We start from the raw sequence: 25,960 nt of genomic DNA on the forward strand, positions 1-25,960 counted from the left end.
TTATTCATATTGTATCCATGATGGATAAGGAGATCCCAATGAAGACAACCAGGCTGTTGCCATGGATATTATTTCTCTCAGGCATACTGACTTACAGTATCGGTTTATGGCGCGCATGCCCGTTATTGAGCGGCAAGGGGTATTTTTTGGGGGCGCTGATGACGGGGATGTTCGTAACGTATGCCTATCAGCGCGCAGTAAATCTCAATCAAAACGATGAACGCTTCACTTCCGTATGTCAGATGGTGGCGCTCATCACGGCAGGGTTGTTGCTGGTGGGGGTGTGGAATGCCCCGTTGGCGTCCTTCGAAATAGGGTTATACCCGGCAGCATTCTTCGTCTGTTTAATGGGGCAATTTTTACTGCAGCGTTCGCGTAAGAAGGCGCTGCCTGGAGACACCTAACTCACCAGCCTGCGCGTATCAATACGCTGCAACAGAATAGACAACAGTAAACTTCCTGCCAGCGTGGCGCTGAAAATCCACAGCATATCCAGCGGCGGCCAGTTTTTGAGTTCAATTCCGTTGGTACGTAGTGCGTGAATGATCAGCGCATGAAAACCATATATGCCCAATGAATGGCGAGAAATAAGGCCCAGTAGCGGCAGAGTACGTGCGCTGAGCGTATTTTTGACCAGCGTCAGGAGCGAGGTGGCGCAAATAAATACTGCTGGGCCGCAGTAGAGGTACCAGGTGTCGGCAAAATTGCCTCGCCAGCGCAGTTCATGCAATGTGCCACGAGAAATAATAAATACTGCGGTAATGAATAACGCCGCACAGAGCCAGCTGAGCGCACGCTTTTGCGTATCCATCATGCCAATCGCCCGGCCCAGCATGCCGTACAGGATGTAATAGAAAGTATCGCCACTGATGTACAGGTTGACTGGGAGCCACTCAAAGCCGCCGATTTTTTGCGAGACGGTGTTGGGATTGGCAATCACCCCAATCACAACCATGAGCGCCAGTAGCATCTTGCCGCTGATATTTTTCACCTGTATTAGCGGAGAAACCAGGTAGATGACGGCGATCGCGAAGAAAAACCACAGGTGATAGAACACCGGCTTTTGCAGCAGGTTCTTCAGCGACAGCTCAGCGTTGATCGAGGTAAACAGCAGGATATAGGCCAGCGCCACGCTGCTGTAAAACAGAATGCAAAGTGCGATACGCAGGAAATGGCGCGGTTTGGCGCTACGCTCACCAAAAAACAGATAGCCCGAAATCATAAAGAACAGCGGAACGCTGACGCGAGAAGCTGAATTGAGCACGTTAGCCAGATCCCAATTCAACGGGCTGACGCTTTGCGCATTGGTGATGTACCAGGTTGTGGTGTGGATCATCACGACCATTAAACAGGCTATCCCGCGCAGGTTATCAATCCAGAAAATTTTGGGCTGCATCAGTTCCTCTGTGTCCATTAAAAAAAGTCTGACCGATATTTTGCGAACGTAGCTCACTGGAATAATCCGAGTTCTTACGCTAAAGCTTGAGATGGTCTGATGAGATTCTCAAAATAGGATCTGTTTCCAGACACTAATAATAAGACTGACCAGCAAACCAGGCGGTAATAAAATGATGATGAAGTATTTCTTTCCCGCGATCGCTGCCCTTTTGCTGGTAGCGTGCGCTGACACACAATCGTCTGCACCTGCGCAGAAAGCGCAAAAGGTTAAGGTCAGTGCCACACGTTCGCTGGATATGGAGTCATTGTGCAAAAATGAGGCGGCGCAACGCTACAACACTGGCGCGCAGAAAATTGATATCTCCGGCCTGGAGCAATTCCAGGGCAGCTATGAGATGCGTGGTTCTACCTTCCGTAAAGAGAGTTTTGTCTGCTCTTTTGATGCAGACGGGCAGTTTTTGCACCTTTCCATGCGCTAAGTTCCCCCTTTTTCCCGTTTCGTACTGTATATCTTGCAGCCAGCGGGTATACTGACCGCTTCCTTTAAATCCACACGTATCCAGCACGAAATAATATGCAAAAGTTTGATACCAGGACCTTCCAGGGCTTGATCCTGACCTTACAGGATTACTGGGCTCGCCAGGGCTGCACCATCGTTCAACCATTGGACATGGAAGTCGGCGCGGGAACATCTCACCCAATGACCTGCCTGCGTGCGCTGGGGCCGGAGCCGATGGCGACTGCTTATGTGCAGCCTTCTCGTCGTCCGACCGATGGCCGCTATGGCGAAAACCCGAACCGCTTACAGCACTACTATCAGTTCCAGGTAGTGATTAAGCCGTCTCCGGACAACATTCAGGAGCTGTACCTGGGTTCTCTGAAAGAACTGGGTATGGACCCGACCATTCACGATATCCGTTTCGTGGAAGATAACTGGGAAAACCCGACGCTGGGTGCCTGGGGTCTGGGTTGGGAAGTGTGGCTGAACGGCATGGAAGTGACGCAGTTCACCTACTTCCAGCAGGTTGGTGGCCTGGAATGTAAACCAGTAACCGGGGAAATTACTTACGGTCTGGAACGTCTGGCCATGTACATTCAGGGCGTAGACAGCGTTTACGACCTGGTCTGGAGCGACGGCCCGCTGGGTAAAACCACTTACGGCGACGTGTTCCATCAGAACGAAGTGGAGCAATCCACCTACAACTTTGAATACGCCGACGTGGACTTCCTGTTCACCTGCTTCGAGCAGTACGAGAAAGAGGCGCAGCAGCTGCTGGCGCTGGAAAATCCGCTGCCGCTGCCTGCGTATGAACGCATTCTGAAAGCCGCCCATAGCTTCAACCTGCTGGATGCGCGTAAAGCCATCTCCGTCACTGAGCGTCAGCGCTATATCCTGCGAATTCGCACCCTGACCAAAGCAGTGGCAGAAGCTTACTACGCTTCCCGTGAAGCCCTTGGCTTCCCGATGTGCAACAAAGACAAATAAGAGGCGGCCATGTCTGAGAAAACTTTTCTGGTGGAAATCGGCACTGAAGAGCTGCCACCAAAAGCACTGCGCAGCCTGGCTGAGTCCTTTGCTGCAAACTTTACCGCGGAGCTGGATAACGCTGGCATCGCGCACGGCAACGTTGAGTGGTTCGCCGCGCCGCGTCGTCTGGCGCTGAAAGTCGCGAATCTGGCGGAATCTCAACCCGATCGCGAAGTTGAAAAACGCGGTCCGGCCATTGCCCAGGCGTTTGACGCTGAAGGTAAACCGAGCAAAGCGGCAGAAGGTTGGGCACGTGGCTGCGGCATCACGGTTGATCAGGCTGAGCGTCTGACTACCGACAAAGGCGAATGGCTGCTGTACCGTGCGCATGTAAAAGGCGAAAGCGCAGAAACGCTGCTGCCAAACATGATCGCCACGTCACTGGCGAAGCTGCCTATCCCGAAACTGATGCGCTGGGGCGCGTCTGATGTCCACTTCGTGCGTCCGGTTCACACCGTGACCCTGCTGTTGGGCGACAAAGTGATTCCGGCAACGATTCTGGGCATTCAGTCCGATCGCGTGATCCGTGGACACCGCTTTATGGGCGAGCCGGAATTCACCATCGATTCTGCCGATCAGTACCCGGAAATCCTGCGTGAGCGCGGCAAAGTAATTGCGGATTACGCTGAGCGTAAAGCGAAAATCAAAGCCGATGCTGAAGAAGCGGCGCGTAAGATTGGCGGTAACGCTGATCTGAGCGAGAGCCTGCTGGAAGAAGTCACCTCGCTGGTAGAATGGCCGGTAGTGCTGACCGCGAAATTCGAAGAGAAATTCCTCGCAGTTCCGTCTGAAGCGCTGGTTCACACCATGAAAGGTGACCAGAAGTACTTCCCGGTTTACGCGAACGACGGCAAACTGCTGCCGAACTTTATCTTCGTTGCCAACATCGAATCGAAAGATCCGATCCAGATTATCTCCGGTAACGAGAAAGTCGTTCGTCCGCGCCTGGCGGATGCCGAGTTCTTCTTCAATACCGACCGTAAAAAACGTCTGGAAGACCATCTGCCGCGTCTGCAAACCGTGCTGTTCCAACAGCAACTGGGTACGCTGCGCGACAAGACTGACCGTATCCAGGCGCTGGCGGGCTGGATTGCTGGTCAGATTGGCGCTGATGTTAACCACGCAACGCGTGCTGGCCTGCTGTCCAAGTGTGACCTGATGACCAACATGGTCTTCGAGTTCACCGACACCCAGGGTGTGATGGGCATGCACTATGCGCGTCACGATGGCGAAGCGGAAGATGTAGCTGTGGCGCTGAACGAGCAGTATCAGCCGCGTTTTGCCGGTGATGATCTGCCGTCGAACCCGGTAGCTTGTGCCGTGGCGATTGCTGACAAGATGGACACCCTGGCGGGTATCTTCGGTATCGGTCAGCATCCGAAAGGTGACAAAGACCCGTTTGCGCTGCGTCGTGCTGCGCTGGGTGTGCTGCGTATTATCGTTGAGAAGAACCTGAATCTGGATCTGCAAACGCTGACCGAAGAAGCGGTTCGTCTGTATGGTGACAAGCTGACCAACGCCAACGTGGTGGATGACGTTATCGACTTTATGCTCGGTCGCTTCCGCGCCTGGTATCAGGACGAAGGTTATACCGTCGACACCATTCAGGCCGTGCTGGCACGTCGTCCGACTCGTCCGGCTGATTTTGACGCACGTATGAAGGCGGTTTCGCACTTCCGTACGCTGGAAGCCGCGTCCGCGCTGGCTGCCGCGAACAAGCGTGTATCGAACATCCTGGCGAAGTCTGAAGAGACGCTGAATGACCGCGTGAATGCGGCAACGCTGAAAGAGCCGGAAGAAATTGCGCTGGCGATGCAGGTGGTTGTGCTGCGCGATAAGCTGGAGCCTGTCTTCGCTGCCGGTCGTTACCAGGAAGCGCTGGTTGAGTTGGCGGAACTGCGTGAACCGGTTGATGCGTTCTTCGAGAAAGTGATGGTCAACGTAGAAGATAAAGATCTGCGTATTAACCGTCTGTCTATGCTCGAAAAACTGCGCGAGCTGTTCTTGCGCGTGGCAGATATTTCTCTGCTGCAGTAACGACCCTGCGCTGACTTAGAAAATGCCGGATGGCGGCTTCGCCTTATCCGGCCTACGAGAGAAACACCAGTAGGCCGGATAAGCATTGCGCTATCCGGCATTTTTTTATGTTATTAGCGCAACTGCAATTTTGTCAGACAGGTCTGGCTGTCTTCCATCGTCTTAATAGGATACTCCGCCGTTTTACCGTTGTAGCTCACTGCGATGGTGCCTTCCATATTGCGCGGTAGCCATACCCCGACAAAGCCATTACGGCCGCTCTTCATCGCTTTTTGTACCACCACATCACCCTTGTTATCCGTCACTTTGACATTGAATGTCTTCTCCGGCATTTCGCCCTGGCAGCCAGAAAGGCTGTGGTTGAAGCAAGGATGTGTTTGCCATTCATACGGGGCAAACGACAGATAAAACTTGTCACCGAGCGGCAGGGTATAAACCTGATCGCCCGAAGAGAGCTTCAACGCGGTGCTGGTGATGGACGCGGAGTACGGCAGCGGGCGACTCTGCGGTGACTGATCAATCGTCTCTACGATTTGTTCGACGGATTTCCCGCTAAGCCCGTGTTCGGCCAGAAAAGTAGCTTCCGGCGTTGCCGCGAACGCAGTACCTGTAGTGAGCAAACCTAAAATCAGCAGCAGTGAGGATTTCGACATAGCTTCAATTCCTTGTGAAAATTGTGGAATATAGACTGGCTCACTATAAAGCTTACCCTTAGGGAAAGGTCAAAGGGGCGACGGGTAAAGTAATGCAAAGAAGCGTTTAGGTGGGATGTGCTGCGAAGTACAGATAAAAAAAATCCCCGCCGTTTGGCAGGGATTCAGAATTTTGAGCTTTTTAAGCTTACAGGCTGGTTACGTTGCCAGCTGCCGGGCCTTTAGCGCCGCTTTCGATGGTGAAGGAAACTTTCTGACCTTCGTCCAGAGATTTGTAGCCATCGTTCTGGATAGCAGAGAAGTGTACGAACACGTCTTTAGAGCCATCGTCAGGAGTGATGAAGCCGAAACCTTTGTCAGCGTTGAACCATTTTACGATACCAGTCATTTTACCGGACATAGTGTATTACCTTTTAAAAAATAAGTGTGCCTTTCGGCGATATGGCGTGCTTTACAGATTTTTTAACAGTAAAGGAAATGCTCACTACGAAGGGTATCAACGATAACTCTTGAAGGGACTTGCCTTACTAACTGCTGTAATGGTCTGTACGTCAAACCGTTGAGGGCATTAACTCATTTTACGCATGTGGATGCAACTACTATTTTCTTTTTTGTGGATAACCTTCGTAAGAGAACGGCCCTGAAACAGGACCGTTCTTAAGCAAAATTGAAAAATAGTTCAATCCATCAGTTGCTTACTTAACCTAGGGTCTGCCTGAATCAGGCGCATTAACTTCAATTCGGTAGTGGAAGGCTTTACGCGTTTAGACTCCCATTCATGAACCATCGCGACCGTCACGCCCATCACTCGGGCAAAATCATCTGTTTTTAAACCTGTCCCTCGTCGTAGCTGTTCAAATTCGGTGAAAGGGTTGGTTTTTTGCGGCAGAGTGACCGTCTGCGATACATCTTTAAAAACAATCTGCTCCAGACTGCTTAGCAGTTCAAACATAGGATCTTTGTATTCCATTGAGAACTCCTACAAATCACACAGCGGGATCGTGAATTTCTTCGAAGCTCATTAAGAGTAGTCGGAAAAAATGAAGCCGGATTTAAGGGTTGTGTGATGGATTCGTTTCAGCGGATCGCAGGTGACAATCTTTTGCTGGCTAACGAACTGATAAAGGTCGGGATCTCCGAACGATCGATTCCGATTGTAAAGATGACTAAAATATGACGCCGAGTGGTAAATGCAGCATTGTTTAGCAAAACGAACGGTGGCGGGAACGGTTATTTTCCCCCACAAGATTACGCGGAAAGGGTATCTTGCGGGGCTGACCTGGACTATCCTTGTCAACGTCAGGCACGCGGGTGTCGTTGTGCGCATTTTTGGGTGAAAGGAGTATTAAAATGGCGACAGGTAAGTCCTGCTCTCGCTGGTTTGCGCCTGTTTTGGCGCTCTTAATGGTAGTTGGCCTGAGTGGGTGTTTTGATAAAGAAGGCGATCAACGCAAAGCGTTTATCGATTTTCTGCAGAATACTGCAATGCGTAGCGGAGAGCGTTTACCAACGCTGACCGCCGATCAGAAAAAACAGTTTGGCCCGTTTGTGTCCGATTACGCGATTCTGTATGGCTATTCGCAACAGGTTAATCAGGCGATGGACTCCGGTCTGCGTCCGGTGGTTGATAGCGTAAATGCGATTCGTGTTCCTCAGGATTATGTGACTCAGCGTGAACCGCTGCGTCAGGCAAATGGTGCGCTAGGTGTATTAGGGCAACAGTTGCAGAATGCGAAACTACAGGCAGATGCTGCGCATGGCGCGCTGAAGCAGGGCGAAGATCTGAAACCGGTCTTTGATCAGGTGTACAACAAAGTTGTTACTGCACCAGCAGAGGCCTTACAGCCGCTGATCCCTGCCGCGCAAATTTTCACGCAGCAGCTGGTGCAGGTTGGTGATTTTGTGGCCCAGCAGGATACGCAGGTGAGCTTTGTCGCCAACGGTATCCAGTTCCCAACGTCACAGCAGGCAAGTCAGTACAATACGCTGATTGGCCCGTTGGCTGCTCAGCATCAGGCATTTAATCAGGCCTGGACTGCTGCGGTGAATGCCGCTCAGTAATTAAGATACGGTAATACATGAAAGGCCGGGTGAGCGTAAGCGCTACCCGGCCTTTTGTTTATGATGCGACCTGCGGGTTTACGCAGTTCTTCTCAACGTGTCCTTGCAGCGCATCGATTAAGTTATCCACCGCACAGGCCGCCATGTTGTAGCGCGTTTCGTGCGTGGCTGAACCAATGTGCGGTACGGCCACCACGTTGGGCAGTGACAGCAGCGGTGAGTCTACCGATAATGGCTCTTGCTCAAATACATCCAGGCCAGCGGCATGAATTTCGCCTTTTTGCAGGGCAGCAATCAACGCTTTTTCATCGACCACCGGGCCACGTCCGGCGTTAATGAAAATGGCGGAAGACTTCATTTTGGCAAACTGCTCGGTGCTGAACAGATGATGCGTTTCGTCGGTTAACGGCAGGATCAGGCAGACAAAATCAGACTCCTGCAACAGTGTATCGAGGTCGCAGTAACGTGCATTGAAGCGCTCTTCTGCTTCCTGATGATGACGGCGCGCATTATAGAGAATCGGCATGCTAAAGCCGAAATGCGCACGTTGTGCCAGCGCCAGCCCAATGCGGCCCATACCGACAATCCCCAGCGTTTTGTGGTGTACATCGGTACCAAACCAGTCCGGTCCGATACTTTTGGTCCATTCGCCGACCTTTACCCGTTCGGCAACTTCCACTACGCGTCGAGCGGTGCTTAACACCAGCGCCATTACCGTATCGGCGACGGTTTCCGTCAGCACGGTTGGCGTGTGCATCAACAGCACCTTACGCGCGTTGAGGGCATCGACGTCGAAGTTGTCATAGCCTACGGAAATCGTGGATGTCGCACGCAGCCTGGGCATTTTCTCCAGCAGAGCGGTATTGACGGCTTCACTGGAGCCCAGCAGACCTTCTGCATTGGCAAAAGCGTCGGCGTGCTGTGCGACCGTTTCCGGGCGCAGGTTAGGCACCTGAGTCACAGTAAAATGTTCTTCCAGGCGATGCAGTAAATCGTCAGGTAACGCTTTATAGAGAATAATGGACGGCTTCATGCGAATCTCCGTAAGTTAAAATTTAAGCGTGGCGTGCGCCAATAGGTAGCTGTTGATTATTAGCAGGCTTAACAATGAGAGTTAGCCACACTGAGACAAAAAGCGCTACCCCCATAAAAATGTACGAGGCAGACGGGCTGCCGGTAGCGCCATTGAGGTAGCCGACAAACCATGAACCAAAGAATGAACCTAGCGCGCCCATGCTGTTGATCAGCGCCATTGCCCCACCGGCGACGTTGCGCGGCAGCATTTCCGGGATGATGGCGAAGAAGGGACCATAGGGGGCATACATTGCCGCGCCTGCAATAACCAACAGCGTGTAAGAAATCCAGAAGTGGTCTGCGCCTACGGCCCAGGAGCCGATAAACGCGAACGCCGCGATCAGTAACAGTGGCCAGACAAACAGCTTACGGTTTTGCAGCTTATCGGACGCCCAGGAGACGAGGATCATCGCCGCCGTTGCCGCCAGATACGGTACGGATGACAGCCAACCAACTTCCACCATCCCCAGGTTTGCGCCGCCGTTGCGGATAATCGACGGCAGCCACAGGACAAAACCATAAACGCCAATACTCCAGGCGAAATACTGCATACACAGCAGGATGACGTTACGTGAGCGGAAAGCCTCGCTATAGTTACGTACGGCTTTGATGCCTTGCTGCTCTTTTTCCAGTTGTGCCTGAAGAGCGGCTTTTTCAGATTCTGACAGCCAACCGACCTGAGACGGTTTGTCTTTTACCAGCACCCACCAGCAGAACGCCCAGATGATGGCTGGGAAGCCCTCGATGATGAACATTTCTCGCCAGCCCAGCGCCTGAATCAGGTAACCGGAAACCACGGACATCCACAGAACGGTGACCGGATTACCGAGGATCAGGAAAGTGTTTGCGCGCGAGCGTTCAGATTTCGTAAACCAGTTGCTGATATAAATCAGCATTGCCGGCATCACGGCGGCTTCAACGACGCCAAGAATAAAGCGGATGGCGGCAAGCATTGGAATATTGCTGACCATGCCGGTTAACGACGCGCATGCGCCCCAGAGGATCAGACAGACAAAAATCAGTTTTCGTACGCTGCGGCGTTCAGCGTAAATTGCGCCCGGGATCTGAAAGAAGAAATAGCCGAGGAAAAACAGTGCGCCCAGCAGGGAAGAGATCCCCTTGGTAATGCCGAGGTCCTCGTTGATACCGGCGGCGGAGGCGAAGCTGAAGTTCGCGCGGTCAAGGTACGCCAGGCTATACGTGATAAACACGATTGGCATGATGTACCACCAGCGTTTTGCTGCATTAGTTGAGCTATTCATAGACTGCCCTCTGGTTATGCTGATACGCCGCCTCTGTATGTAGGGTACAGAGTTGGCCGGGAGTTTATTCCCCTAATTGTTCACGTGTGGGTAATCCTTCGCTGTCGCCCTGAACCTGAATGGCCAGTGCGCCAATTTTATTGCCGCGGGTCACCGCCTGATGCAACGAGCGGCCTTCCAGCAGGGCGCTAATAACGCCTACGGCAAAGCCATCTCCTGCGCCGACCGTATCGACCACATTGTCGACTTTTACCGGTGCCACGCAGCCTTGTTCGCCGCTGGCGGTTTTGTACCAGGCGCCATCAGCCCCGGTTTTCACGATCACGGCCTTCACTCCATGGCGCAGATAAAAGTCGGCGATGGCTTCAGGCGTTTGCTGACCGGTTAAAATCATGCCCTCTTTTAACCCTGGTAAAACCCAGTCAGCCTGGAATGCCAGCCGGTTCAGTTTTTCCACCATCTCGGCTTCGCTTTTCCACAATACCGGGCGCAAATTCGGGTCGAACGAGATGGTCTTCCCCTGGGCCTTCATGGTGCGGGCGGTATGCGCCAGTAGTTCATAAGAGCTGGCAGAAAGCGCTGCCGCTACGCCACTCAGGTGCAGGTGGCGCGCGCTGGCAAAATAGTTCTCGTGGTAATCCTCAATGCTGAGGTGGCTGGCAGCGGAACCTTTACGGAAATATTCCACAATGGGATCGGTTCCATTTTCGACCTTAGATTTAAGCTGAAAGCCAGTAGCGTAACGCCCGTCCTGGGTGACTCCCTGCGCATCAATCCCTTCTTTTTCCAGCGACTTAACGATAAAACGTCCAAAACTGTCGTTGCCAACGCGGCTTACCCAACCGACCTTCAGGCCCAGACGGGCAAGACCGGTCGCTACGTTAAGCTCCGCGCCTGCAACGCGCTTGATAAATTGCTCCACATCCGCCAGTTCGCCGGTTTGCGTGGCGACAAACATCGCCATCGCTTCACCAATAGTGACCACATCCAGTGAATTTTTCATGCGTTACTCCTCGCGTAACAGCTCGACGTAGCGGCGGGTAACCGCCGCCAAATCCTGCCCTTCCAGGGGGAACTCAATGCCGCGTGGGACATCGTTGGGCAGCGTTTTTAGCAGCGCCAGCCAGCGCGGATCGGCTTCATCAGGTGGCACGGCGCGGTAGCTGTCGCGATGTGCAACTGCGGCTTTGACATGGATATACCCAACGGTTGACGCCAGGTTCTGCGCCGCCTGTTCCGGGGAGTCGCCCACCCACAGCCAGTTGCCCATATCGAAGGTCAGAGATATCGGCAGGTTTTGCGCCTGACAGGCTTCGTTAAAGCGCTGCATTGGCTGCAGGCGTCCGTAGTCGGTCTGATCGTTCTCGACAACCAGCTCCATTCCGCTGTTGTCCAGCCATTGGCGTAGAACGTCGAACTGTTCGGTATGGGAAAAATGGCCGAGGGAGACTTTTAACCACAGCGCCTGCAAGGCCTGCGCTTCCTCAAGTAGTTCTGGAAGACGGGGGTTGAGGTTACCGTCTTCAAGGAACAACGGTTCAGGCGCAGAGTAACAGGCCAGCAGGCCGAAGATTTCGATCGCAGAGGCCATCGTTGACAGCGTCTTCAGCTCGGCGTCGGTTAATAGCTCGCGGCGGATTTCAACGCCGTCAGCACCGGCTTCAGCGATGATGGGCAGCATTGCCGTTTGCCCGCCTGCGGCCCGTACCTGGTCGTGGCCGTAAGCGGCGGTGACCACCATAATTTTTCTTTTCATGGAAACTCCAGACTAGCGTTCTTGTTATAACGCTAGATGGAACCGGTTCCAAAGAAAAGCCCATGATGTCGAATTTATGATCACCATCACGAAGGTAATTTAACGGGCGGTAGAGCCGCGCACGATCAGCTCGCCGGAGAAGACCTGTTCCTGAATGGCAGCGGAGCCGCCATCAATCCGGCGCACAACCTGCTCAACGGCGGTGTAACCAATCTGCCAGGTGGGTTGTTTCAATGTGGTAATACCAACGCCCGCCAGCTCGGCCCATTCCAGCTCGTCAAAACCGAGTAGGCCAATGTCGCTCCCCCAGTTGAGGCCAATGCGTTTCAGGGCGCGGGCTACTTGTAGCGTGAGGGCACCGTTGGCAGAGATAACGGCTTTGCGCATTCCACGATGCTGCTGGTGAAACTGGCGCAAGGTGTCGTCCAGTTGCGTATTGTCCGTGAGCGGGACTTCGGCATTTTGCGCGATCACGCCGGGGTATTGCGCGAGCGTGGCACGAAAAGCGCTCAGGCGTTCGCGGCGGGTATTCACCATGCCGAGTGGTTCGCTGAGGAACAGGATGGCTTCAAAACCTTGCTCTACCAGATGCTCGGTGGCAACCGTTGCCGCCTGGGTGTTATCCAGCCCGACCATATCACAGGCGAAATCGGGAATTTTACGGTCAATCAGCACCATCGGCAGCGCAGACTGTTGCAGGCGGTTCAGCCCCTCTTCGCGCATCCCGACGGCGTTGACCACAATCCCTTCGACCTGGTAGCTGCGCAGCAGATCGAGATAATGCAGCTCCTGATCCACTTCGTTGTTGGTGTTACACACCAGCGGGGTAAAGCCTTTATCGCGACAGGCGGCTTCAATACCACTTAGCACGTTGACGGAGTAGGGATTAGTAATATCGGCGATGATCAGGCCAATCAGGCGGGTACGACCATGTTTCAGGCCTCTTGCCATCAGGCTGGGACGGTAGTCGAGATCGGCAATGGCTTGTTCAATGCGGGCCAGCAGCGCGTCGGAAAGCAGGTGCTTTTCACCGTTGAGATAACGTGAAATGCTGGTCTTGCCGGTTTTTGCAGCTTTCGCCACATCGCTGATGGTTGCCCGTGTTGATTTGCTCATCGCTGATTTCCCTGAATTTGGTGACAACACCTTAACGCGAAAATCAACGATGGCAAGTGCTTCATGCCGGATGGATACGGTCTGCTTCCATCCGGCACAAAACGTTACTGGATCGGGCTTAAGGTAATTTCTACGCGGCGGTTTTGCGCTTTACCTTCCGCTGTGCTGTTACTGGCGATCGGATTTGCCGGGCCCATACCCTGAGTGCGGATGCGGTTAGCTGCGACCCCTTGAGTGATCAAGGCACTGGCTACGGAGTCTGCGCGCTGCTGCGACAGACGCATATTCAGATCCTGGCTGCCGGTGCTGTCGGTGAAGCCCAGCACGTTGACGGCGGTTTTATTGTACTCTTTCAGTACCATCGCCACGCCGGTCAGGGTGTTAGCACCCGCAGGCTTCAGGTTGGCACTGCTGCTGTCGAAGGTGACGTTGTTTGGCATGTTCAGAATGATGTTATCGCCACTGCGCGTCACGCTGACGCCCGTTCCCTGCATTTTTTCGCGCAGTTTCGCTTCCTGCACGTCCATGTAATAGCCGATACCACCGCCAACGGCCGCGCCAGCCGCTGCGCCAATCAGTGCGCCTTTGCCGCGATCTTTCTTCGAAGAAGAGAGTGCGCCAATGCCCGCGCCGACCAGAGAGCCAATACCTGCGCCAATGCCGGATTTACCTGCTTCGCGTTCGCCGGTGTAAGGGTTTGTTGTGCAGCCAGAAACCGCCAGGGCGCCGCTCACGATGGCAGCAATAACAAATACACGTTTCTTCATCTTAATTCCTTAATGACTTTTTCTTCTTTGCCACAGCGACCGTGGCGGTTGATTATGACGTGTGAACATGAAGAAAATTCCAGGGAAGACTCTGAAATTTGTAAGTAACATTGAACGGCATAATAAATAATCCGTCACATCGCATTCAGGAGCGCCATCTTGGCTAATTCACCCGCACATTACTCGGTGTTAACCGCCGCCCACTGGGGACCAATCCTCGTCGACACTGATGGGGAGACAGTTTTCTCCTCGCGTGGCGCGCTGCCCACCACTCATCCCAACTCTTTGCAAACCGTGGTGCGCGACCAGGTTCACAGTAAAACGCGGGTACGTTTTCCGATGGTGCGTAAAGGGTTTCTCGCCTCGCCGGAGAACCCACAGGGCATACGTGGGCAGGATGAGTTTGTTCGCGTCAGTTGGGACGACGCGCTGAATCTTATCCATACGCAGCATAAACGCATCCGTGACAGCTACGGCCCGGCCTCAATTTTTGCCGGTTCGTACGGCTGGCGTTCCAACGGCGTGTTACACAAAGCGGCGACCCTGTTACAGCGTTATATGGCGTTGGCGGGCGGTTATACCGGGCATCTGGGGGATTACTCGACGGGGGCTGCGCAAGCGATCATGCCGTACGTGGTGGGCGGGAACGAAGTTTACCAGCAGCAAACCAGCTGGCCGGTGGTGCTGGAGAACAGCGAGGTGGTGGTGTTGTGGAGCGCCAATCCGCTGAATACCCTGAAGATTGCCTGGAACGCGTCCGATGAGCAGGGCCTCGCGTACTTTGAGGCATTGCGCGACAGCGGTAAACGGTTGATCTGTATCGATCCGATGCGATCGGAAAGCGTCGATTTCTTTGGCGATAAGATGGAATGGATTGCCCCGCATATGGGGACCGACGTAGCGCTGATGCTGGGCATCGCGCATACGCTGGTGGAAAACGGCTGGCATGACGAGGACTTTCTCTCCCGGTGTACTACCGGATATGACCGTTTTGCCGACTATCTGCTGGGTAAATCTGACGATGTTGCAAAAACGGCAAAATGGGCGGCAGAGATTTGTGGCATTCCGGCAGCGAAGATACGCGAACTTGCAGCGATATTTCACCAAAATACCACCATGCTGATGGCCGGATGGGGCATGCAGCGCCAACAGTATGGCGAGCAGAAACACTGGATGATTGTCACCCTGGCCGCCATGCTCGGACAAATCGGGACGCCAGGCGGCGGTTTTGGGCTGTCGTACCATTTTGCCAACGGCGGCAACCCAACGCGCCGGGCTGCGGTGCTGGCTTCAATGCAGGGCAGCGTTAAAGGCGGCACCGACGCGGTAGATAAAATCCCGGTGGCGCGAATTGTCGAAGCGCTGGAAAATCCCGGCGGTTTTTACCAGCACAACGGCATGGACCGCCATTTCCCGGACATCCGTATGCTGTGGTGGGCGGGTGGAGCTAACTTCACCCATCATCAGGACACTAACCGTTTAATTCGCGCCTGGCAAAAACCGGAGCTGGTGGTCATCTCGGAGTGTTTCTGGACCGCAGCAGCAAAGCATGCTGATATCGTGCTGCCAGCAACCACCTCCTTTGAGCGTAATGATTTGACCATGACTGGCGATTACAGCAACCAGCACCTGGTGCCGATGAAGCAGGTCGTACCGCCGCAGGACGAAGCGCGAAATGATTTTGATGTCTTTGCCGAGCTGAGTGAGCGCTGGGAAAAGGGCGGATATGAACGGTTCACCGAAGGTAAAAGCGAACTGGCGTGGCTGGAGACTTTTTACAATATTGCCGGGCAACGTGGGGCCAGTCAGCAGGTGACATTGCCGCCTTTCGCCGAGTTTTGGCAGCACAACGCCCTGATCGAAATGCCGGAAAACGCCGCCAGCGCACAGTTTATCCGTTTTGCGGATTTTCGCTGCGACCCGCAGGCGCATCCGCTGAAAACGGACAGCGGGAAAATTGAAATCTACTCCGCGAGGATTGCAGGTTACGGCTACGCGGACTGCGGGGGGCACCCGATGTGGCTGGAGCCGGATGAGTGGTTCGGTAACGCTGAACCGGACCAGCTACAGCTGCTTTCCGCCCATCCGGCGCACCGTTTGCATAGTCAGCTTAACTACAGTGCGCTACGTGAGCAGTACGCGGTAGCGGATCGTGAGCCGATAACGATTCATCCGCAGGACGCCCACGCGCGCGGCATTGCGGATGGCGATACGGTCAGGGTGTGGAACCAGCGCGGGCAAGTTCTGGCGGGCGCGGTGGTGACGGCGGGTATTAAACCCGGCGTCATCTGTATTCATGAAGGCGCCTGGCCTGATTTGGATCTCGCAGCGAACGGTATTTGTAAAAATGGTGCCGTCAACGTGCTGACCAAAGATCTCCCCAGCTCGAAGCTGGGGAATGGCTGCGCGGGCAACACCGCGCTGGCGTGGCTTGAAAAATATAGCGGACCAACGTTGGCGCTTACGGCGTTTGATCCGCCTGCCAGCCCATAATCCACGTGGGGTGGTGAGTCTCTTCCTGCCATGCGCCGTCTTCAATACGAAAACCCAGCGCATGGTAGAAGTTCACCGCTGATTGATTCTTCTGGTAGACCTCAAGGCTGAGTATCGAAAAGCGCTGCTGGACATGCTGCACCAGCGCTTTGCCGATCCCGCTTCTGATGGCGGCAGGTGCGACAAACAGCGCGCCGAGAAAGCGGTCGTCAATCACGCTGGCAAAGCCTTTGAGCTCGCCTTCTTCTTCCCAAACCCAGGTTTGCGCGGCTGGCAGATAAACATCCCGCACCACGGATTCACTTTCGCGCCAGTAGCGCTCTTCGATAAATGGATGGGCATGGATTGTGCTTTCCATCCACAGCGCCAGAATTGACGGCAGATCTTCAGCCTTGGATTCACGAATCATGTTGTTCTCCCGGATAACAGATGCAGCTGGTGACATGGTCGTTGACCAGGCCGCACGCCTGCATAAAGGAGTAACAAATGGTGGTGCCGACAAACTTAAATCCGCGTTTTTTTAACGCTTTAGACAGCGCGTCTGACGCAGACGTGGAGGTGGGAATATCGCTCAGATTGGCGGCACGAGTCACTTGCGGTTGGTTATCAACAAATGACCAGACGAATTCGCTAAACGACTCTCCGTTTTGCGCCATCGTCAGAAAAGCGCGAGCGTTGCCGATAATGGCCTGAATTTTTCCGCGATGACGAATAATGCCGGCATCCAGTACCAGCCTTTCCACATCCTCTTCGGTCATGGCCGCCACTTTTTCCGGGTCAAAATGGTGGAAGGCGTGGCGATAGTTTTCCCGTTTCTTGAGCACGGTAATCCACGATAACCCGGCCTGCTGGCCCTCAAGGCAGATCATTTCGAACAGCTTTTTACCATCGGTTTCGGGGACGCCCCATTCCTTGTCGTGGTAGGCAATGTAAAGTGGGTCCTGGCTGACCCATCCGCAACGCTGCATATTCTTCCTCGCTGTTTTTACTGGCGTAAAAATTTCATTCGGCCCGCCTTGACGCGCCAGCTAAAAAGACAATATTTAATACAGGGCCTGATGGGCCCAATATCCTTCACACAATGACAATAATATCGCCGAATTCGGCTCTTTTCTGGAGTCGCGTTGATGATTATAAGAAACAGTAGTGGTCGCCAAAGGTTAACTCTGGCGAGCGTCGTAGTTTGTGCGCTGTCCATCAATACAGCATATGGCTGGCAACAAGAATATATCGTTGATGCGATGTCAGGGCATACGGCTGAACGTTATACATGGGACAGCGATCACCAACCACGTTATAACGACATTCTGGAAGAACGTATTCGTTCCACTCAGAACGTGGCTGGTCCCGTGGTGAATCTGGCGGATGAGACGCCTATGGATGCGACCAGCGGCATGAGTATGGGCTGGAACTTCCCGCTTTCAAGGCAGGTGACAACTGGTCCGGTTGCCGCACTGCATTATGACGGTTCAACCACATCTACTTACAACGAATTTGGCGATAGCGCGACTTCGGTAACGCAGAACGATCCGCTGTGGCATGCCAGCGTGAGTTCGTTGGGCTGGCGAGTCAATTCGCAGTTCGGTGATGTGCGACCGTGGGCGCAAATCAGCTATAACCAGCAGTTTGGCGAGAATATCTGGAAGGCGCAGTCGGGTCTCAGCCGTATGTCAGCAGCGGGTCAGGACGGTAACTGGGTGGATGTCACCGTCGGTGCAGATATGCTGTTGAACCCGCACATGGCGGCTTACGCGGCGCTTTCGCAGGCGGAAAACAGTACCAACAACAGCGACTATATGTACACCATGGGAGTGAGTGCCAAATTTTAACGTAAGTAATCAGCATATAAACATCTTGATTACATGTTGAGATCAACAATCACACGCACTCCAGCGATAGCGTGTACTAACTCATGCGATAAAATTCAGTAACCCGACTTTTTGTCTCGTCATTCATTCCGCATTCCAGGCATTTCATTCCGTCCTGGCGGCATTTCATGCCGTTTTCTCCTGCTCATAAAAGCGCTTCGGTATGGTTGTTGGCAGAGAATTTCCCATTTTGTTTATGCAGGAAGACTGCCATGAAAACTTCTGATTATCAGCGTACCCGCTGGCTGACACTGATCGGCACCATCATTACCCAATTTGCTTTAGGTTCTGTTTATACCTGGAGCCTGTTTAACGGTGCGCTCTCTTCTAAGCTTGATGCGCCGGTGAGTCAGGTTGCCTTTTCCTTTGGCCTGCTGAGCCTCGGGCTGGCAATTTCTTCTTCCGTCGCCGGGAAACTGCAGGAACGTTTTGGCGTGAAACGCGTCACCATGGCCTCCGGTATTTTACTGGGTGTCGGCTTCTTCTTAACCGCCCACTCTGACAGCCTGATTATGCTGTGGCTGAGCGCCGGTGTGTTGGTTGGTCTGGCGGATGGCGCAGGCTACCTGTTAACACTTTCCAACTGTGTAAAATGGTTCCCTGAGCGTAAAGGGCTGATTTCCGCCTTTGCCATCGGTTCTTACGGTCTTGGCAGCCTCGGTTTTAAATTCATCGACAGCCAACTGTTGAGCACTGTGGGTCTGGAAAAAACCTTCATGATTTGGGGCGCGATTGTGCTGGTGATGATCGTCTTTGGCTCCACGCTGATGAAAGACGCGCCGAATCAGGAAGTGAAAACGAAAAATGGCGTGGTTGAGAATGACTACACCCTGGCGCAGTCCATGCGTAAACCGCAGTACTGGATGCTGGCAGTGATGTTCCTGACGGCGTGTATGAGTGGGCTGTATGTGATTGGCGTGGCGAAAGATATTGCACAAAGCCTGGCGCATATGGATGTGGCAACGGCGGCAAATGCGGTTACCGTCATTTCTATCGCTAACCTGTCAGGTCGTCTGGTGCTGGGGATTCTGTCCGACAAAATCTCTCGTATTCGCGTTATCACCATTGGGCAGGTCGTTTCGCTGGTCGGTATGGCGGCACTGCTGTTCGCCCCGCTGAATGATGCGACCTTCTTCGCGGCGATTGCCTGTGTAGCATTTAACTTTGGCGGTACCATCACCGTGTTCCCGTCACTGGTGAGCGAGTTCTTCGGTTTGAATAACCTGGCTAAAAACTACGGCGTCATTTACTTAGGTTTCGGTATCGGCAGCATTTGTGGTTCCATTATCGCCTCGCTGTTCGGCGGTTTCTATGTGACCTTCTGCGTTATCTTTGCGCTGTTAATTATCTCGCTGGCACTCTCCACCACCATCCGCCAGCCACAGCGTAGCGTATATACCGAGGCGCACGCCTAAACCTATTAGTAGTCTGATTAATACCTGGCGCATATATTTACAAAAATATATGCGTCATTTGCATTCTCCATAAGCACTTTTTCCCCCTCCTGTGGTCTACTTACCCGCGCCCGTAGACATTTCACTTCTGCTGTTGTCGCATTTTCCCCTGCCTGGTCTGTTTGACTACTGCTCAGGGTGTTTTAATCCCGATTCCCAGGGTTTGTTTGCATGAGATATATTAAGTCGATGACGCAGCAGAAACTCAGTTTCCTGCTGGCAATCTATATCGGTTTGTTTATGAACTGTGCTGTATTTTTCCGGCGCTTTAGCGGATATGCACACGAGTTTACCGTCTGGAAAGGACTCTCTGCGGTTGTTGAATTAGCCGGCACTGTGCTGGTGACCTTCTTTTTACTACGACTTCTCTCTTTATTTGGTCGGCGCGCCTGGCGTGTCCTGACAACGTTAGTGGTGCTGTGTTCTGCCGGTGCCAGCTATTACATGACCTTCCTGAACGTGGTAATTGGTTACGGTATTATTGCCTCCGTAATGACCACGGATATTGATTTATCGAAAGAAGTGGTTGGCTGGCATTTTGTCGTGTGGCTGGTTTCGGTCAGCATTTTACCGTTGGTTCTGATTTGGAGTAATCGCTGCCGCTATACCCTGATGAAACAGATCCGTACGCCTGGCATGAGATGGCGCAGCGTGGCGGTAGTTTTACTGGCTGGTCTGATGGTATGGGTCCCGATTCGCCTGCTGAGCATGCAACAGAGAAGCGTTGAGCGAGCAACGGGAATCGATTTACCCAGCTATGGCGGGGTAGTGGCGAATTCCTATCTGCCGTCAAACTGGCTCTCCGCGCTGGGTCTGTACGCCTGGGCACAGGTGGATGAATCCTCAGACAACAAATCGTTGATGAACCCGGCGAAGAAGTTTACCTATGTTGCCCCCAAAAACCTCGACGACACCTATGTGGTCTTTATTATCGGCGAAACGACCCGCTGGGATCATATGGGGATTTTTGGCTATGAGCGTAATACCACGCCAAGGCTCGCCCAGGAGAAAAATCTGGCCGCCTTCCGTGGATATTCCTGTGATACGGCAACCAAACTTTCGCTGCGTTGCATGTTTGTGCGTGAGGGTGGGGCAGAAGAAAACCCGCAGCGTACTCTGAAAGAACAAAACGTCTTCTCCGTGCTCGGCCAGTTAGGGTTCAAGACCGATCTTTACGCGATGCAAAGCGAGATGTGGTTCTACAGTAATACCATGGCGGAGAACATCGCCTATCGTGAGCAGATTGGCGCAGAGCCACGTAACCGTGGCAAGAACGTTGACGATATGCTGTTGATTACCGAGATGCAGCAGTCTCTGCAAAATAATGAAGATGGTGGCAAGCATCTAATTATTCTGCATACCAAGGGCTCGCATTTTAACTACACCCAGCGCTATACCCGTGATTATGCGCAGTGGAAGCCGGAATGTGTCAATGTTGATAGCGGTTGCTCGAAAGCTGAGATGATCAACTCATTCGATAACTCGGTAACCTATGTTGATCACTTTATTACCAAAGTGTTTGATCAACTACGCGATAAGAAAGCGATCGTGTTTTATGCCGCCGATCACGGTGAGTCGATTAACGAGCGCGAGCACCTGCACGGTACGCCGCGTAAAATGGCGCCACCTGAGCAGTTCCGCGTTCCTATGATGGTGTGGATGTCTGACAAATATCTGGAAGACCCCGACCATGCGAAGGCGTTTGCACACCTTAAGCAAGAAGCTGATATGAAGGTGCCGCGTCGTCATGTGGAACTGTACGACACCATTTTGGGTTGCCTCGGTTATACCTCGCCAAATGGCGGTATTAACGAGAATAACAACTGGTGTCGTATCCCGGACGCGAATAAGGCTACAGCCCAGTAACTGAGCTGCTGACTTTCTCGCCGATCAAATGGCATTTTGATACTAAGGGATTGACGGGCGCGCAGCTGAGCAGTAAGATGCGCCCCGCATTCGGTGATTGGCGCAGCCTGGTAGCGCACTTCGTTCGGGACGAAGGGGTCGGAGGTTCGAATCCTCTATCACCGACCAAATTAGAAAAGCCCGCTCTCTGAGCGGGCTTTTTGCATTTGTGGCTTTTGTAGGCCTGATAAGCGAAGCGCCATCAGGCAAAACATCACGCTATAACAGACATTGCCGGATGGCGGCGCAAGCGCCTTATCCGGCCTACAGGCGAAGCGCTGGCAGGGCGTATTTTGTGTTTTTCCGACCCCACGTTTGACCTTCATTTTATCTGCAAAAATTGTGCACCACTTCCCACTGACTGTTAACGATTCTGTGACATATTCCATTGCCTTTTTTTATATTTGCTTGAAACTTTTTTTGCGCTACTTATGGCTGAAGCTGGCATTTTCCGCTGTGCGCTTTAACGTTCATGGTATTAATCGCTCAGATATGCAGCATTAATTTAGAAAGTTTGAATAAATTGCATAAATGTTAATCACCAAATGTTGCGAAATATGAAGATGTTTATTCTGGCATAGTGCGCGTAGCACAAATTTCCCTGCTGAAAATGTCCTTCCGCACTTTTTTTAATCTTTGTTTGTGAATTCTCACCGTTGGCGTAAATCACGGTGACCTGTATTGACGTTTTCACATTCTGTTGACAGATTGTAGGGTATGAGGGGCATTTCATGGAGAATCCGCACTGCAACTCAGTCGCTTATGTGAACGGAATCCCCATCCTCTTAACGCCGACCCGGCCGGGTAAAAAACAAAAAAGGCCAGGCGGTGCAAACCCACTGCAAAGGGTAAAACAACAAACATCACATTTGGAGCAGAAGAATGAGTATTTCCTTGAAGAAGTCAGGGATGCTGAAGCTTGGTCTGAGCCTGGTGGCTATGACCGTCGCAGCAAGCGTACAGGCTAAAACTCTGGTTTATTGTTCAGAAGGATCTCCTGAAGGCTTTAACCCGCAGCTTTTCACCTCTGGCACCACCTATGATGCCAGCTCCGTACCGATCTATAACCGCCTGGTCGAGTTCAAAACCGGTACGACTGAAGTGATCCCGGGCCTTGCTGAGAAGTGGGAAATCAGCGAAGACGGCAAAACCTACACCTTCCACCTGCGTCAGGGCGTGAAGTGGCAGGACAACAAAGAATTTAAACCGACGCGCGATTTTAACGCCGATGACGTGGTGTTCTCTTTCGATCGTCAGAAGAATGCCCAGAACCCGTACCATAAAGTCTCTGGCGGCAGCTATGAATACTTCGAAGGGATGGGTCTGCCGGATCTGATCTCCGAAGTGAAAAAAGTGGACGATAAAACCGTTCAGTTCGTGCTGACTCGCCCGGAAGCGCCGTTCCTGGCTGACCTGGCGATGGACTTCGCTTCTATTCTTTCCAAAGAATATGCTGACAACATGCTGAAAGCCGGTTCTCCGGAGAAAGTGGATCTGAACCCAATTGGTACCGGTCCGTTCCAGCTGCAGCAGTACCAGAAAGACTCCCGTATTCTGTATAAAGCATTCGAAGGTTACTGGGGCACCAAGCCGCAGATCGACCGTCTGGTCTTCTCCATTACGCCTGACGCTTCCGTGCGTTACGCCAAACTGCAGAAGAACGAGTGCCAGGTGATGCCGTACCCGAACCCGGCAGACATCGCGCGCATGAAGCAGGATAAAAACATCAACCTGATGGAGCAGGCGGGTCTGAACGTTGGCTACCTCTCTTTCAACACCGAGAAGAAACCGTTTGATGACGTGAAAGTCCGTCAGGCGCTGACCTACGCGGTAAACAAAGAAGCGATCATCAAAGCGGTTTATCAGGGCGCTGGCGTTGCCGCGAAAAACCTGATCCCGCCGACCATGTGGGGCTATAACGACGACGTTAAAGACTACACCTACGATCCTGAGAAGGCTAAAGCGCTGCTGAAGGAAGCGGGTCAGGACAAAGGCTTTACCGTTGAGCTGTGGGCTATGCCGGTACAGCGTCCATATAACCCGAACGCACGTCGTATGGCAGAAATGGTTCAGGCTGACTGGGCGAAAATTGGCGTTCAGGCCAAGATTGTGACCTACGAGTGGGGCGAGTATCTGAAACGCGCCAAAGCGGGTGAACATCAGGCGGTGATGATGGGCTGGACCGGTGACAACGGGGATCCGGACAACTTCTTCGCGACCTTGTTCAGCTGTGCGGCAGCGAAAGACGGTTCCAACTACTCTCGCTGGTGCTACAAGCCGTTTGAAGACCTGATCCAGCCGGCGCGTGCGACCGACGATCACAACAAACGTATTGAACTGTACAAGCAAGCTCAGGTTGTTATGCACGACCAGGCTCCGGCTCTGATTGTTGCTCACTCCACCGTGTACGAACCAGTGCGTAAAGAAGTGAAAGGCTATGTGGTTGATCCATTAGGCAAACACCACTTCGAAAACGTCTCTGTCGAATAATTAAAAGCAATTAAGGAAGCGCTGCGCCCCGGTGTTGTTTAGGCCGGATAAGCGCAGCGCCCTCCGGCGTAATGCTTTACCCGCGATGCAGTTTGCGTGGGATAAGATTTGTGAGCAATACAGACTCACGGTTCCAGGCCGTGCGTCATTAGAGAGAATCCGGGTTATGTTGCAGTTCATTCTCCGACGTTTGGGACTCGTCATCCCCACGTTTATCGGTATCACTCTTCTCACCTTTGCCTTCGTCCATATGATCCCCGGCGATCCGGTTATGATCATGGCGGGTGAACGTGGGATCTCCCCTGAGCGTCATGCTCAACTGTTGGCTGAACTCGGTCTGGATAAGCCGATGTGGCAGCAGTACCTCCACTATATCTGGGGGGTTATGCATGGTGATTTAGGTATCTCACTGAAAAGCCGCTTACCGGTGTGGGAAGAGTTCGTACCTCGCTTCAAAGCAACGCTGGAACTCGGCGTCTGCGCGATGATTTTCGCCGTCGCAGTGGGTATCCCAGTGGGTGTACTTGCTGCCGTTAAGCGCGGCTCCATTTTCGATCACACGGCAGTTGGCCTGGCGCTGACCGGTTACTCTATGCCGATTTTCTGGTGGGGCATGATGCTGATCATGCTGGTTTCCGTGCAGTTGAACCTGACGCCAGTTTCTGGGCGGGTGAGCGACATGGTGTTCCTTGATGATTCCAATCCGCTAACCGGCTTTATGCTGATCGACACCGCCATCTGGGGTGAAGAGGGTAACTTTATTGATGCGTTGGCGCATATGATCCTGCCTGCGATGGTGCTGGGTACCATTCCTCTGGCGGTCATTGTGCGTATGACCCGTTCATCGATGCTGGAAGTGCTGGGTGAAGATTACATCCGTACCGCGCGCGCCAAAGGCCTGACCCGTATGCGCGTCATCATTATTCACGCTCTGCGTAACGCGATGCTGCCCGTGGTGACCGTTATCGGCCTGCAGGTTGGTACGCTGCTGGCCGGGGCGATTCTGACCGAGACCATCTTCTCGTGGCCGGGGCTGGGGCGCTGGCTGATCGATGCGCTGCAACGCCGCGATTATCCGGTGGTGCAGGGCGGGGTGCTGCTGGTCGCGACGATGATTATCCTCGTCAACCTGCTGGTAGACCTGCTGTACGGCGTGGTGAACCCGCGTATTCGGCATAAGAAGTAAGGGGCCATCATGTCACAGGTTACTGAAAATAAAGTTATTGCTGCACCGGTGCCGATGACTCCGCTGCAGGAGTTCTGGCACTATTTTAAACGCAACAAAGGTGCGGTTGTTGGGCTGGTGTACGTTGTGGTGATGATCCTGATTGCGGTCTTTGCCAACGTCCTCGCACCCTACAACCCTGCAGACCAGTTCCGCGATACGCTGCTGGCTCCTCCCGCGTGGCAGGAAGGCGGTACCATGGCCCATCTGTTTGGTACTGATGATGTGGGCCGCGACGTGTTGTCCCGCCTGATGTACGGTGCGCGTCTGTCGCTGTTGGTCGGCTGTCTGGTGGTAGTACTCTCCCTGCTGATGGGCGTGGTTCTTGGGCTGATCGCCGGTTACTTTGGCGGGATTGTCGATAACGTCATCATGCGTGTGGTCGATATCATGCTGGCATTGCCGAGCCTGTTGCTGGCACTGGTGCTGGTGGCTGTATTTGGCCCCTCGATTGGCAACGCCGCGCTGGCGCTGACGTTCGTGGCATTGCCGCACTATGTCCGTTTGACGCGCGCCGCCGTGCTGGTGGAGGTTAACCGCGACTACGTCACTGCATCTCGCGTGGCGGGAGCCGGCGCGATGCGCCAGATGTTCGTCAACATTCTTCCTAACTGTCTTGCGCCGCTGATTGTTCAGGCGTCGCTTGGCTTCTCTAACGCCATTCTCGATATGGCTGCCCTCGGCTTCCTGGGGATGGGCGCACAGCCGCCTACGCCGGAATGGGGCACCATGCTCTCTGACGTTCTGCAGTTTGCCCAAAGCGCCTGGTGGGTTGTGACCTTCCCGGGGCTGGCGATCCTGTTGACGGTGCTGGCATTTAACCTGATGGGTGACGGTCTGCGTGACGCGCTCGATCCCAAACTGAAGCAGTAA

The 25,960-nt window shown here is 53.3% G+C and carries 24 protein-coding genes and 1 tRNA gene; 13 read left to right on the forward strand and 12 right to left on the reverse strand.

All coding sequences use genetic code 11. The features are described 5' to 3' along the window. The first annotated feature begins 38 nt into the window (after positions 1-38). Positions 39-404, forward strand: coding sequence for an inner membrane protein YiaB (gene yiaB, locus OGY09_RS09310; protein WP_008786436.1), 366 nt, complete (start codon positions 39-41; stop codon positions 402-404). Here the strand turns inward: yiaB and OGY09_RS09315 are convergent. Then, a complete protein-coding gene (locus OGY09_RS09315) occupies positions 401-1,396 on the reverse strand; it encodes an acyltransferase (protein ID WP_032945525.1) in 996 nt (331 codons plus the stop codon). The two genes, yiaB and OGY09_RS09315, sit on opposite strands and share 4 nt — an antisense overlap. Before the next feature lie 172 nt (positions 1,397-1,568). Here OGY09_RS09315 and OGY09_RS09320 point away from each other — a divergent pair, with 172 nt between their 5' ends. From OGY09_RS09320 to glyS, 3 genes are all read left to right on the forward strand, one after another. Then, positions 1,569-1,877, forward strand: coding sequence for a YsaB family lipoprotein (locus OGY09_RS09320; protein WP_020996059.1), 309 nt, complete (start codon positions 1,569-1,571; stop codon positions 1,875-1,877). 95 nt (positions 1,878-1,972) lie between these two features. Further along, on the forward strand, positions 1,973-2,884 hold the full coding sequence (glyQ, locus tag OGY09_RS09325; RefSeq protein ID WP_001168551.1) for a glycine--tRNA ligase subunit alpha: 912 nt from the start codon (positions 1,973-1,975) through the stop codon (positions 2,882-2,884). Positions 2,885-2,893: 9 nt separating this feature from the next. Continuing rightward, a complete protein-coding gene (gene glyS, locus OGY09_RS09330) occupies positions 2,894-4,963 on the forward strand; it encodes a glycine--tRNA ligase subunit beta (protein ID WP_008786433.1) in 2,070 nt (689 codons plus the stop codon). A 113-nt stretch (positions 4,964-5,076) separates the two neighbouring features. Here the strand turns inward: glyS and cueP are convergent, their stop codons facing one another. The 3 genes from cueP to OGY09_RS09345 all read right to left on the reverse strand — a co-directional run bounded on the left by cueP (position 5,077) and on the right by OGY09_RS09345 (position 6,586). Then, a complete protein-coding gene (cueP, locus tag OGY09_RS09335) occupies positions 5,077-5,616 on the reverse strand; it encodes a copper-binding periplasmic metallochaperone CueP (RefSeq protein WP_032945331.1) in 540 nt (179 codons plus the stop codon). Positions 5,617-5,803: 187 nt separating this feature from the next. Beyond that, positions 5,804-6,016 (reverse strand): transcription antiterminator/RNA stability regulator CspE, encoded by a 213-nt coding sequence (gene cspE / locus OGY09_RS09340; protein ID WP_000014594.1) that lies wholly within the window; start codon positions 6,014-6,016, stop codon positions 5,804-5,806. A 279-nt stretch (positions 6,017-6,295) separates the two neighbouring features. Then, positions 6,296-6,586 carry an HTH-type transcriptional regulator gene (locus tag OGY09_RS09345; protein WP_003827383.1) on the reverse strand — a complete coding sequence of 97 codons (291 nt, stop codon included), beginning with the start codon at positions 6,584-6,586 and terminating at the stop codon, positions 6,296-6,298. A 380-nt stretch (positions 6,587-6,966) separates the two neighbouring features. Here OGY09_RS09345 and OGY09_RS09350 point away from each other — a divergent pair, with 380 nt between their 5' ends. Continuing rightward, positions 6,967-7,677, forward strand: a complete 711-nt coding sequence (locus OGY09_RS09350; RefSeq protein WP_003827386.1) for a DUF3053 domain-containing protein — start codon at positions 6,967-6,969, stop codon at positions 7,675-7,677. A gap of 58 nt (positions 7,678-7,735) precedes the next feature. Here OGY09_RS09350 and ghrB read toward each other — a convergent pair whose 3' ends face one another. From ghrB to OGY09_RS09380, 6 genes are all read right to left on the reverse strand, one after another. Then, on the reverse strand, positions 7,736-8,710 hold the full coding sequence (gene ghrB, locus OGY09_RS09355) for a glyoxylate/hydroxypyruvate reductase GhrB (protein WP_003827388.1): 975 nt from the start codon (positions 8,708-8,710) through the stop codon (positions 7,736-7,738). 22 nt (positions 8,711-8,732) lie between these two features. Next, positions 8,733-10,013, reverse strand: coding sequence for an MFS transporter (locus OGY09_RS09360; RefSeq protein ID WP_003827389.1), 1,281 nt, complete (start codon positions 10,011-10,013; stop codon positions 8,733-8,735). A 64-nt stretch (positions 10,014-10,077) separates the two neighbouring features. Then, positions 10,078-11,016, reverse strand: a complete 939-nt coding sequence (locus tag OGY09_RS09365) for a sugar kinase (protein WP_032945329.1) — start codon at positions 11,014-11,016, stop codon at positions 10,078-10,080. A gap of 3 nt (positions 11,017-11,019) precedes the next feature. Continuing rightward, complete coding sequence (locus OGY09_RS09370) at positions 11,020-11,769, reverse strand: sugar phosphate isomerase/epimerase family protein (protein WP_032945327.1); 750 nt, start codon at positions 11,767-11,769, stop codon at positions 11,020-11,022. 99 nt (positions 11,770-11,868) lie between these two features. After that, positions 11,869-12,885 carry a LacI family DNA-binding transcriptional regulator gene (locus OGY09_RS09375; RefSeq protein ID WP_005133828.1) on the reverse strand — a complete coding sequence of 339 codons (1,017 nt, stop codon included), beginning with the start codon at positions 12,883-12,885 and terminating at the stop codon, positions 11,869-11,871. Between the two features lie 104 nt (positions 12,886-12,989). Further along, entirely contained in the window at positions 12,990-13,652 is a 663-nt protein-coding gene (locus OGY09_RS09380; RefSeq protein ID WP_003827397.1) for an OmpA family lipoprotein, read from the reverse strand. Between the two features lie 159 nt (positions 13,653-13,811). Between OGY09_RS09380 and OGY09_RS09385 the strand changes: the two genes are divergently transcribed. After that, entirely contained in the window at positions 13,812-16,145 is a 2,334-nt protein-coding gene (locus tag OGY09_RS09385) for a molybdopterin guanine dinucleotide-containing S/N-oxide reductase (protein WP_032945326.1), read from the forward strand. Here OGY09_RS09385 and OGY09_RS09390 read toward each other — a convergent pair. Beyond that, positions 16,114-16,554, reverse strand: coding sequence for an N-acetyltransferase (locus OGY09_RS09390; RefSeq protein ID WP_003827401.1), 441 nt, complete (start codon positions 16,552-16,554; stop codon positions 16,114-16,116). The two genes, OGY09_RS09385 and OGY09_RS09390, sit on opposite strands and share 32 nt — an antisense overlap. Then, positions 16,544-17,113, reverse strand: coding sequence for a DNA-3-methyladenine glycosylase I (tag, locus tag OGY09_RS09395; protein WP_032945325.1), 570 nt, complete (start codon positions 17,111-17,113; stop codon positions 16,544-16,546). The genes OGY09_RS09390 and tag overlap by 11 nt, the downstream gene beginning before the upstream one ends. Before the next feature lie 159 nt (positions 17,114-17,272). Between tag and OGY09_RS09400 the strand changes: the two genes are divergently transcribed. The 7 genes from OGY09_RS09400 to dppC all read left to right on the forward strand — a co-directional run bounded on the left by OGY09_RS09400 (position 17,273) and on the right by dppC (position 25,960). Further along, a complete protein-coding gene (locus tag OGY09_RS09400) occupies positions 17,273-17,974 on the forward strand; it encodes an autotransporter outer membrane beta-barrel domain-containing protein (protein ID WP_003827405.1) in 702 nt (233 codons plus the stop codon). A 251-nt stretch (positions 17,975-18,225) separates the two neighbouring features. Further along, complete coding sequence (locus OGY09_RS09405; RefSeq protein ID WP_020996062.1) at positions 18,226-19,428, forward strand: L-lactate MFS transporter; 1,203 nt, start codon at positions 18,226-18,228, stop codon at positions 19,426-19,428. A 210-nt stretch (positions 19,429-19,638) separates the two neighbouring features. Next, positions 19,639-21,333, forward strand: a complete 1,695-nt coding sequence (eptB, locus tag OGY09_RS09410) for a kdo(2)-lipid A phosphoethanolamine 7''-transferase (protein ID WP_032945323.1) — start codon at positions 19,639-19,641, stop codon at positions 21,331-21,333. Positions 21,334-21,424: 91 nt separating this feature from the next. Then, a tRNA-Pro gene (locus tag OGY09_RS09415) sits at positions 21,425-21,501 on the forward strand. Between the two features lie 753 nt (positions 21,502-22,254). After that, complete coding sequence (dppA, locus tag OGY09_RS09420; protein ID WP_003827414.1) at positions 22,255-23,862, forward strand: dipeptide ABC transporter periplasmic-binding protein DppA; 1,608 nt, start codon at positions 22,255-22,257, stop codon at positions 23,860-23,862. A 166-nt stretch (positions 23,863-24,028) separates the two neighbouring features. Continuing rightward, positions 24,029-25,048: a dipeptide ABC transporter permease DppB gene (gene dppB / locus OGY09_RS09425; protein WP_032945322.1), complete on the forward strand. Its 1,020-nt coding sequence runs from the start codon at positions 24,029-24,031 to the stop codon at positions 25,046-25,048. Positions 25,049-25,057: 9 nt separating this feature from the next. Further along, a complete protein-coding gene (dppC, locus tag OGY09_RS09430) occupies positions 25,058-25,960 on the forward strand; it encodes a dipeptide ABC transporter permease DppC (RefSeq protein WP_003024315.1) in 903 nt (300 codons plus the stop codon).

The organism is Citrobacter sp. Cpo071 (assembly GCF_030332765.1).
Classification (GTDB): Bacteria; Pseudomonadota; Gammaproteobacteria; order Enterobacterales; family Enterobacteriaceae; genus Citrobacter; species Citrobacter portucalensis.

What these genes read in the sequence shown, in the direction of transcription:
- OGY09_RS09360 (WP_003827389.1), bottom strand. Translation starts at nt 10,013, where the DNA reads ATGAATAGCTCAACTAATGCAGCAAAACGCTGGTGGTACATCATGCCA.
- glyQ (WP_001168551.1), top strand. Translation starts at nt 1,973, where the DNA reads ATGCAAAAGTTTGATACCAGGACCTTCCAGGGCTTGATCCTGACCTTA.
- cspE (WP_000014594.1), bottom strand. Translation starts at nt 6,016, where the DNA reads ATGTCCGGTAAAATGACTGGTATCGTAAAATGGTTCAACGCTGACAAA.
- tag (WP_032945325.1), bottom strand. Translation starts at nt 17,113, where the DNA reads ATGCAGCGTTGCGGATGGGTCAGCCAGGACCCACTTTACATTGCCTAC.
- cueP (WP_032945331.1), bottom strand. Translation starts at nt 5,616, where the DNA reads ATGTCGAAATCCTCACTGCTGCTGATTTTAGGTTTGCTCACTACAGGT.
- OGY09_RS09315 (WP_032945525.1), bottom strand. Translation starts at nt 1,396, where the DNA reads ATGCAGCCCAAAATTTTCTGGATTGATAACCTGCGCGGGATAGCCTGT.
- OGY09_RS09345 (WP_003827383.1), bottom strand. Translation starts at nt 6,586, where the DNA reads ATGGAATACAAAGATCCTATGTTTGAACTGCTAAGCAGTCTGGAGCAG.
- glyS (WP_008786433.1), top strand. Translation starts at nt 2,894, where the DNA reads ATGTCTGAGAAAACTTTTCTGGTGGAAATCGGCACTGAAGAGCTGCCA.
- eptB (WP_032945323.1), top strand. Translation starts at nt 19,639, where the DNA reads ATGAGATATATTAAGTCGATGACGCAGCAGAAACTCAGTTTCCTGCTG.
- OGY09_RS09380 (WP_003827397.1), bottom strand. Translation starts at nt 13,652, where the DNA reads ATGAAGAAACGTGTATTTGTTATTGCTGCCATCGTGAGCGGCGCCCTG.
- dppC (WP_003024315.1), top strand. Translation starts at nt 25,058, where the DNA reads ATGTCACAGGTTACTGAAAATAAAGTTATTGCTGCACCGGTGCCGATG.
- dppA (WP_003827414.1), top strand. Translation starts at nt 22,255, where the DNA reads ATGAGTATTTCCTTGAAGAAGTCAGGGATGCTGAAGCTTGGTCTGAGC.
- OGY09_RS09375 (WP_005133828.1), bottom strand. Translation starts at nt 12,885, where the DNA reads ATGAGCAAATCAACACGGGCAACCATCAGCGATGTGGCGAAAGCTGCA.
- OGY09_RS09370 (WP_032945327.1), bottom strand. Translation starts at nt 11,769, where the DNA reads ATGAAAAGAAAAATTATGGTGGTCACCGCCGCTTACGGCCACGACCAG.
- OGY09_RS09405 (WP_020996062.1), top strand. Translation starts at nt 18,226, where the DNA reads ATGAAAACTTCTGATTATCAGCGTACCCGCTGGCTGACACTGATCGGC.
- dppB (WP_032945322.1), top strand. Translation starts at nt 24,029, where the DNA reads ATGTTGCAGTTCATTCTCCGACGTTTGGGACTCGTCATCCCCACGTTT.
- yiaB (WP_008786436.1), top strand. Translation starts at nt 39, where the DNA reads ATGAAGACAACCAGGCTGTTGCCATGGATATTATTTCTCTCAGGCATA.
- ghrB (WP_003827388.1), bottom strand. Translation starts at nt 8,710, where the DNA reads ATGAAGCCGTCCATTATTCTCTATAAAGCGTTACCTGACGATTTACTG.
- OGY09_RS09320 (WP_020996059.1), top strand. Translation starts at nt 1,569, where the DNA reads ATGATGATGAAGTATTTCTTTCCCGCGATCGCTGCCCTTTTGCTGGTA.
- OGY09_RS09390 (WP_003827401.1), bottom strand. Translation starts at nt 16,554, where the DNA reads ATGATTCGTGAATCCAAGGCTGAAGATCTGCCGTCAATTCTGGCGCTG.
- OGY09_RS09400 (WP_003827405.1), top strand. Translation starts at nt 17,273, where the DNA reads ATGATTATAAGAAACAGTAGTGGTCGCCAAAGGTTAACTCTGGCGAGC.
- OGY09_RS09365 (WP_032945329.1), bottom strand. Translation starts at nt 11,016, where the DNA reads ATGAAAAATTCACTGGATGTGGTCACTATTGGTGAAGCGATGGCGATG.
- OGY09_RS09350 (WP_003827386.1), top strand. Translation starts at nt 6,967, where the DNA reads ATGGCGACAGGTAAGTCCTGCTCTCGCTGGTTTGCGCCTGTTTTGGCG.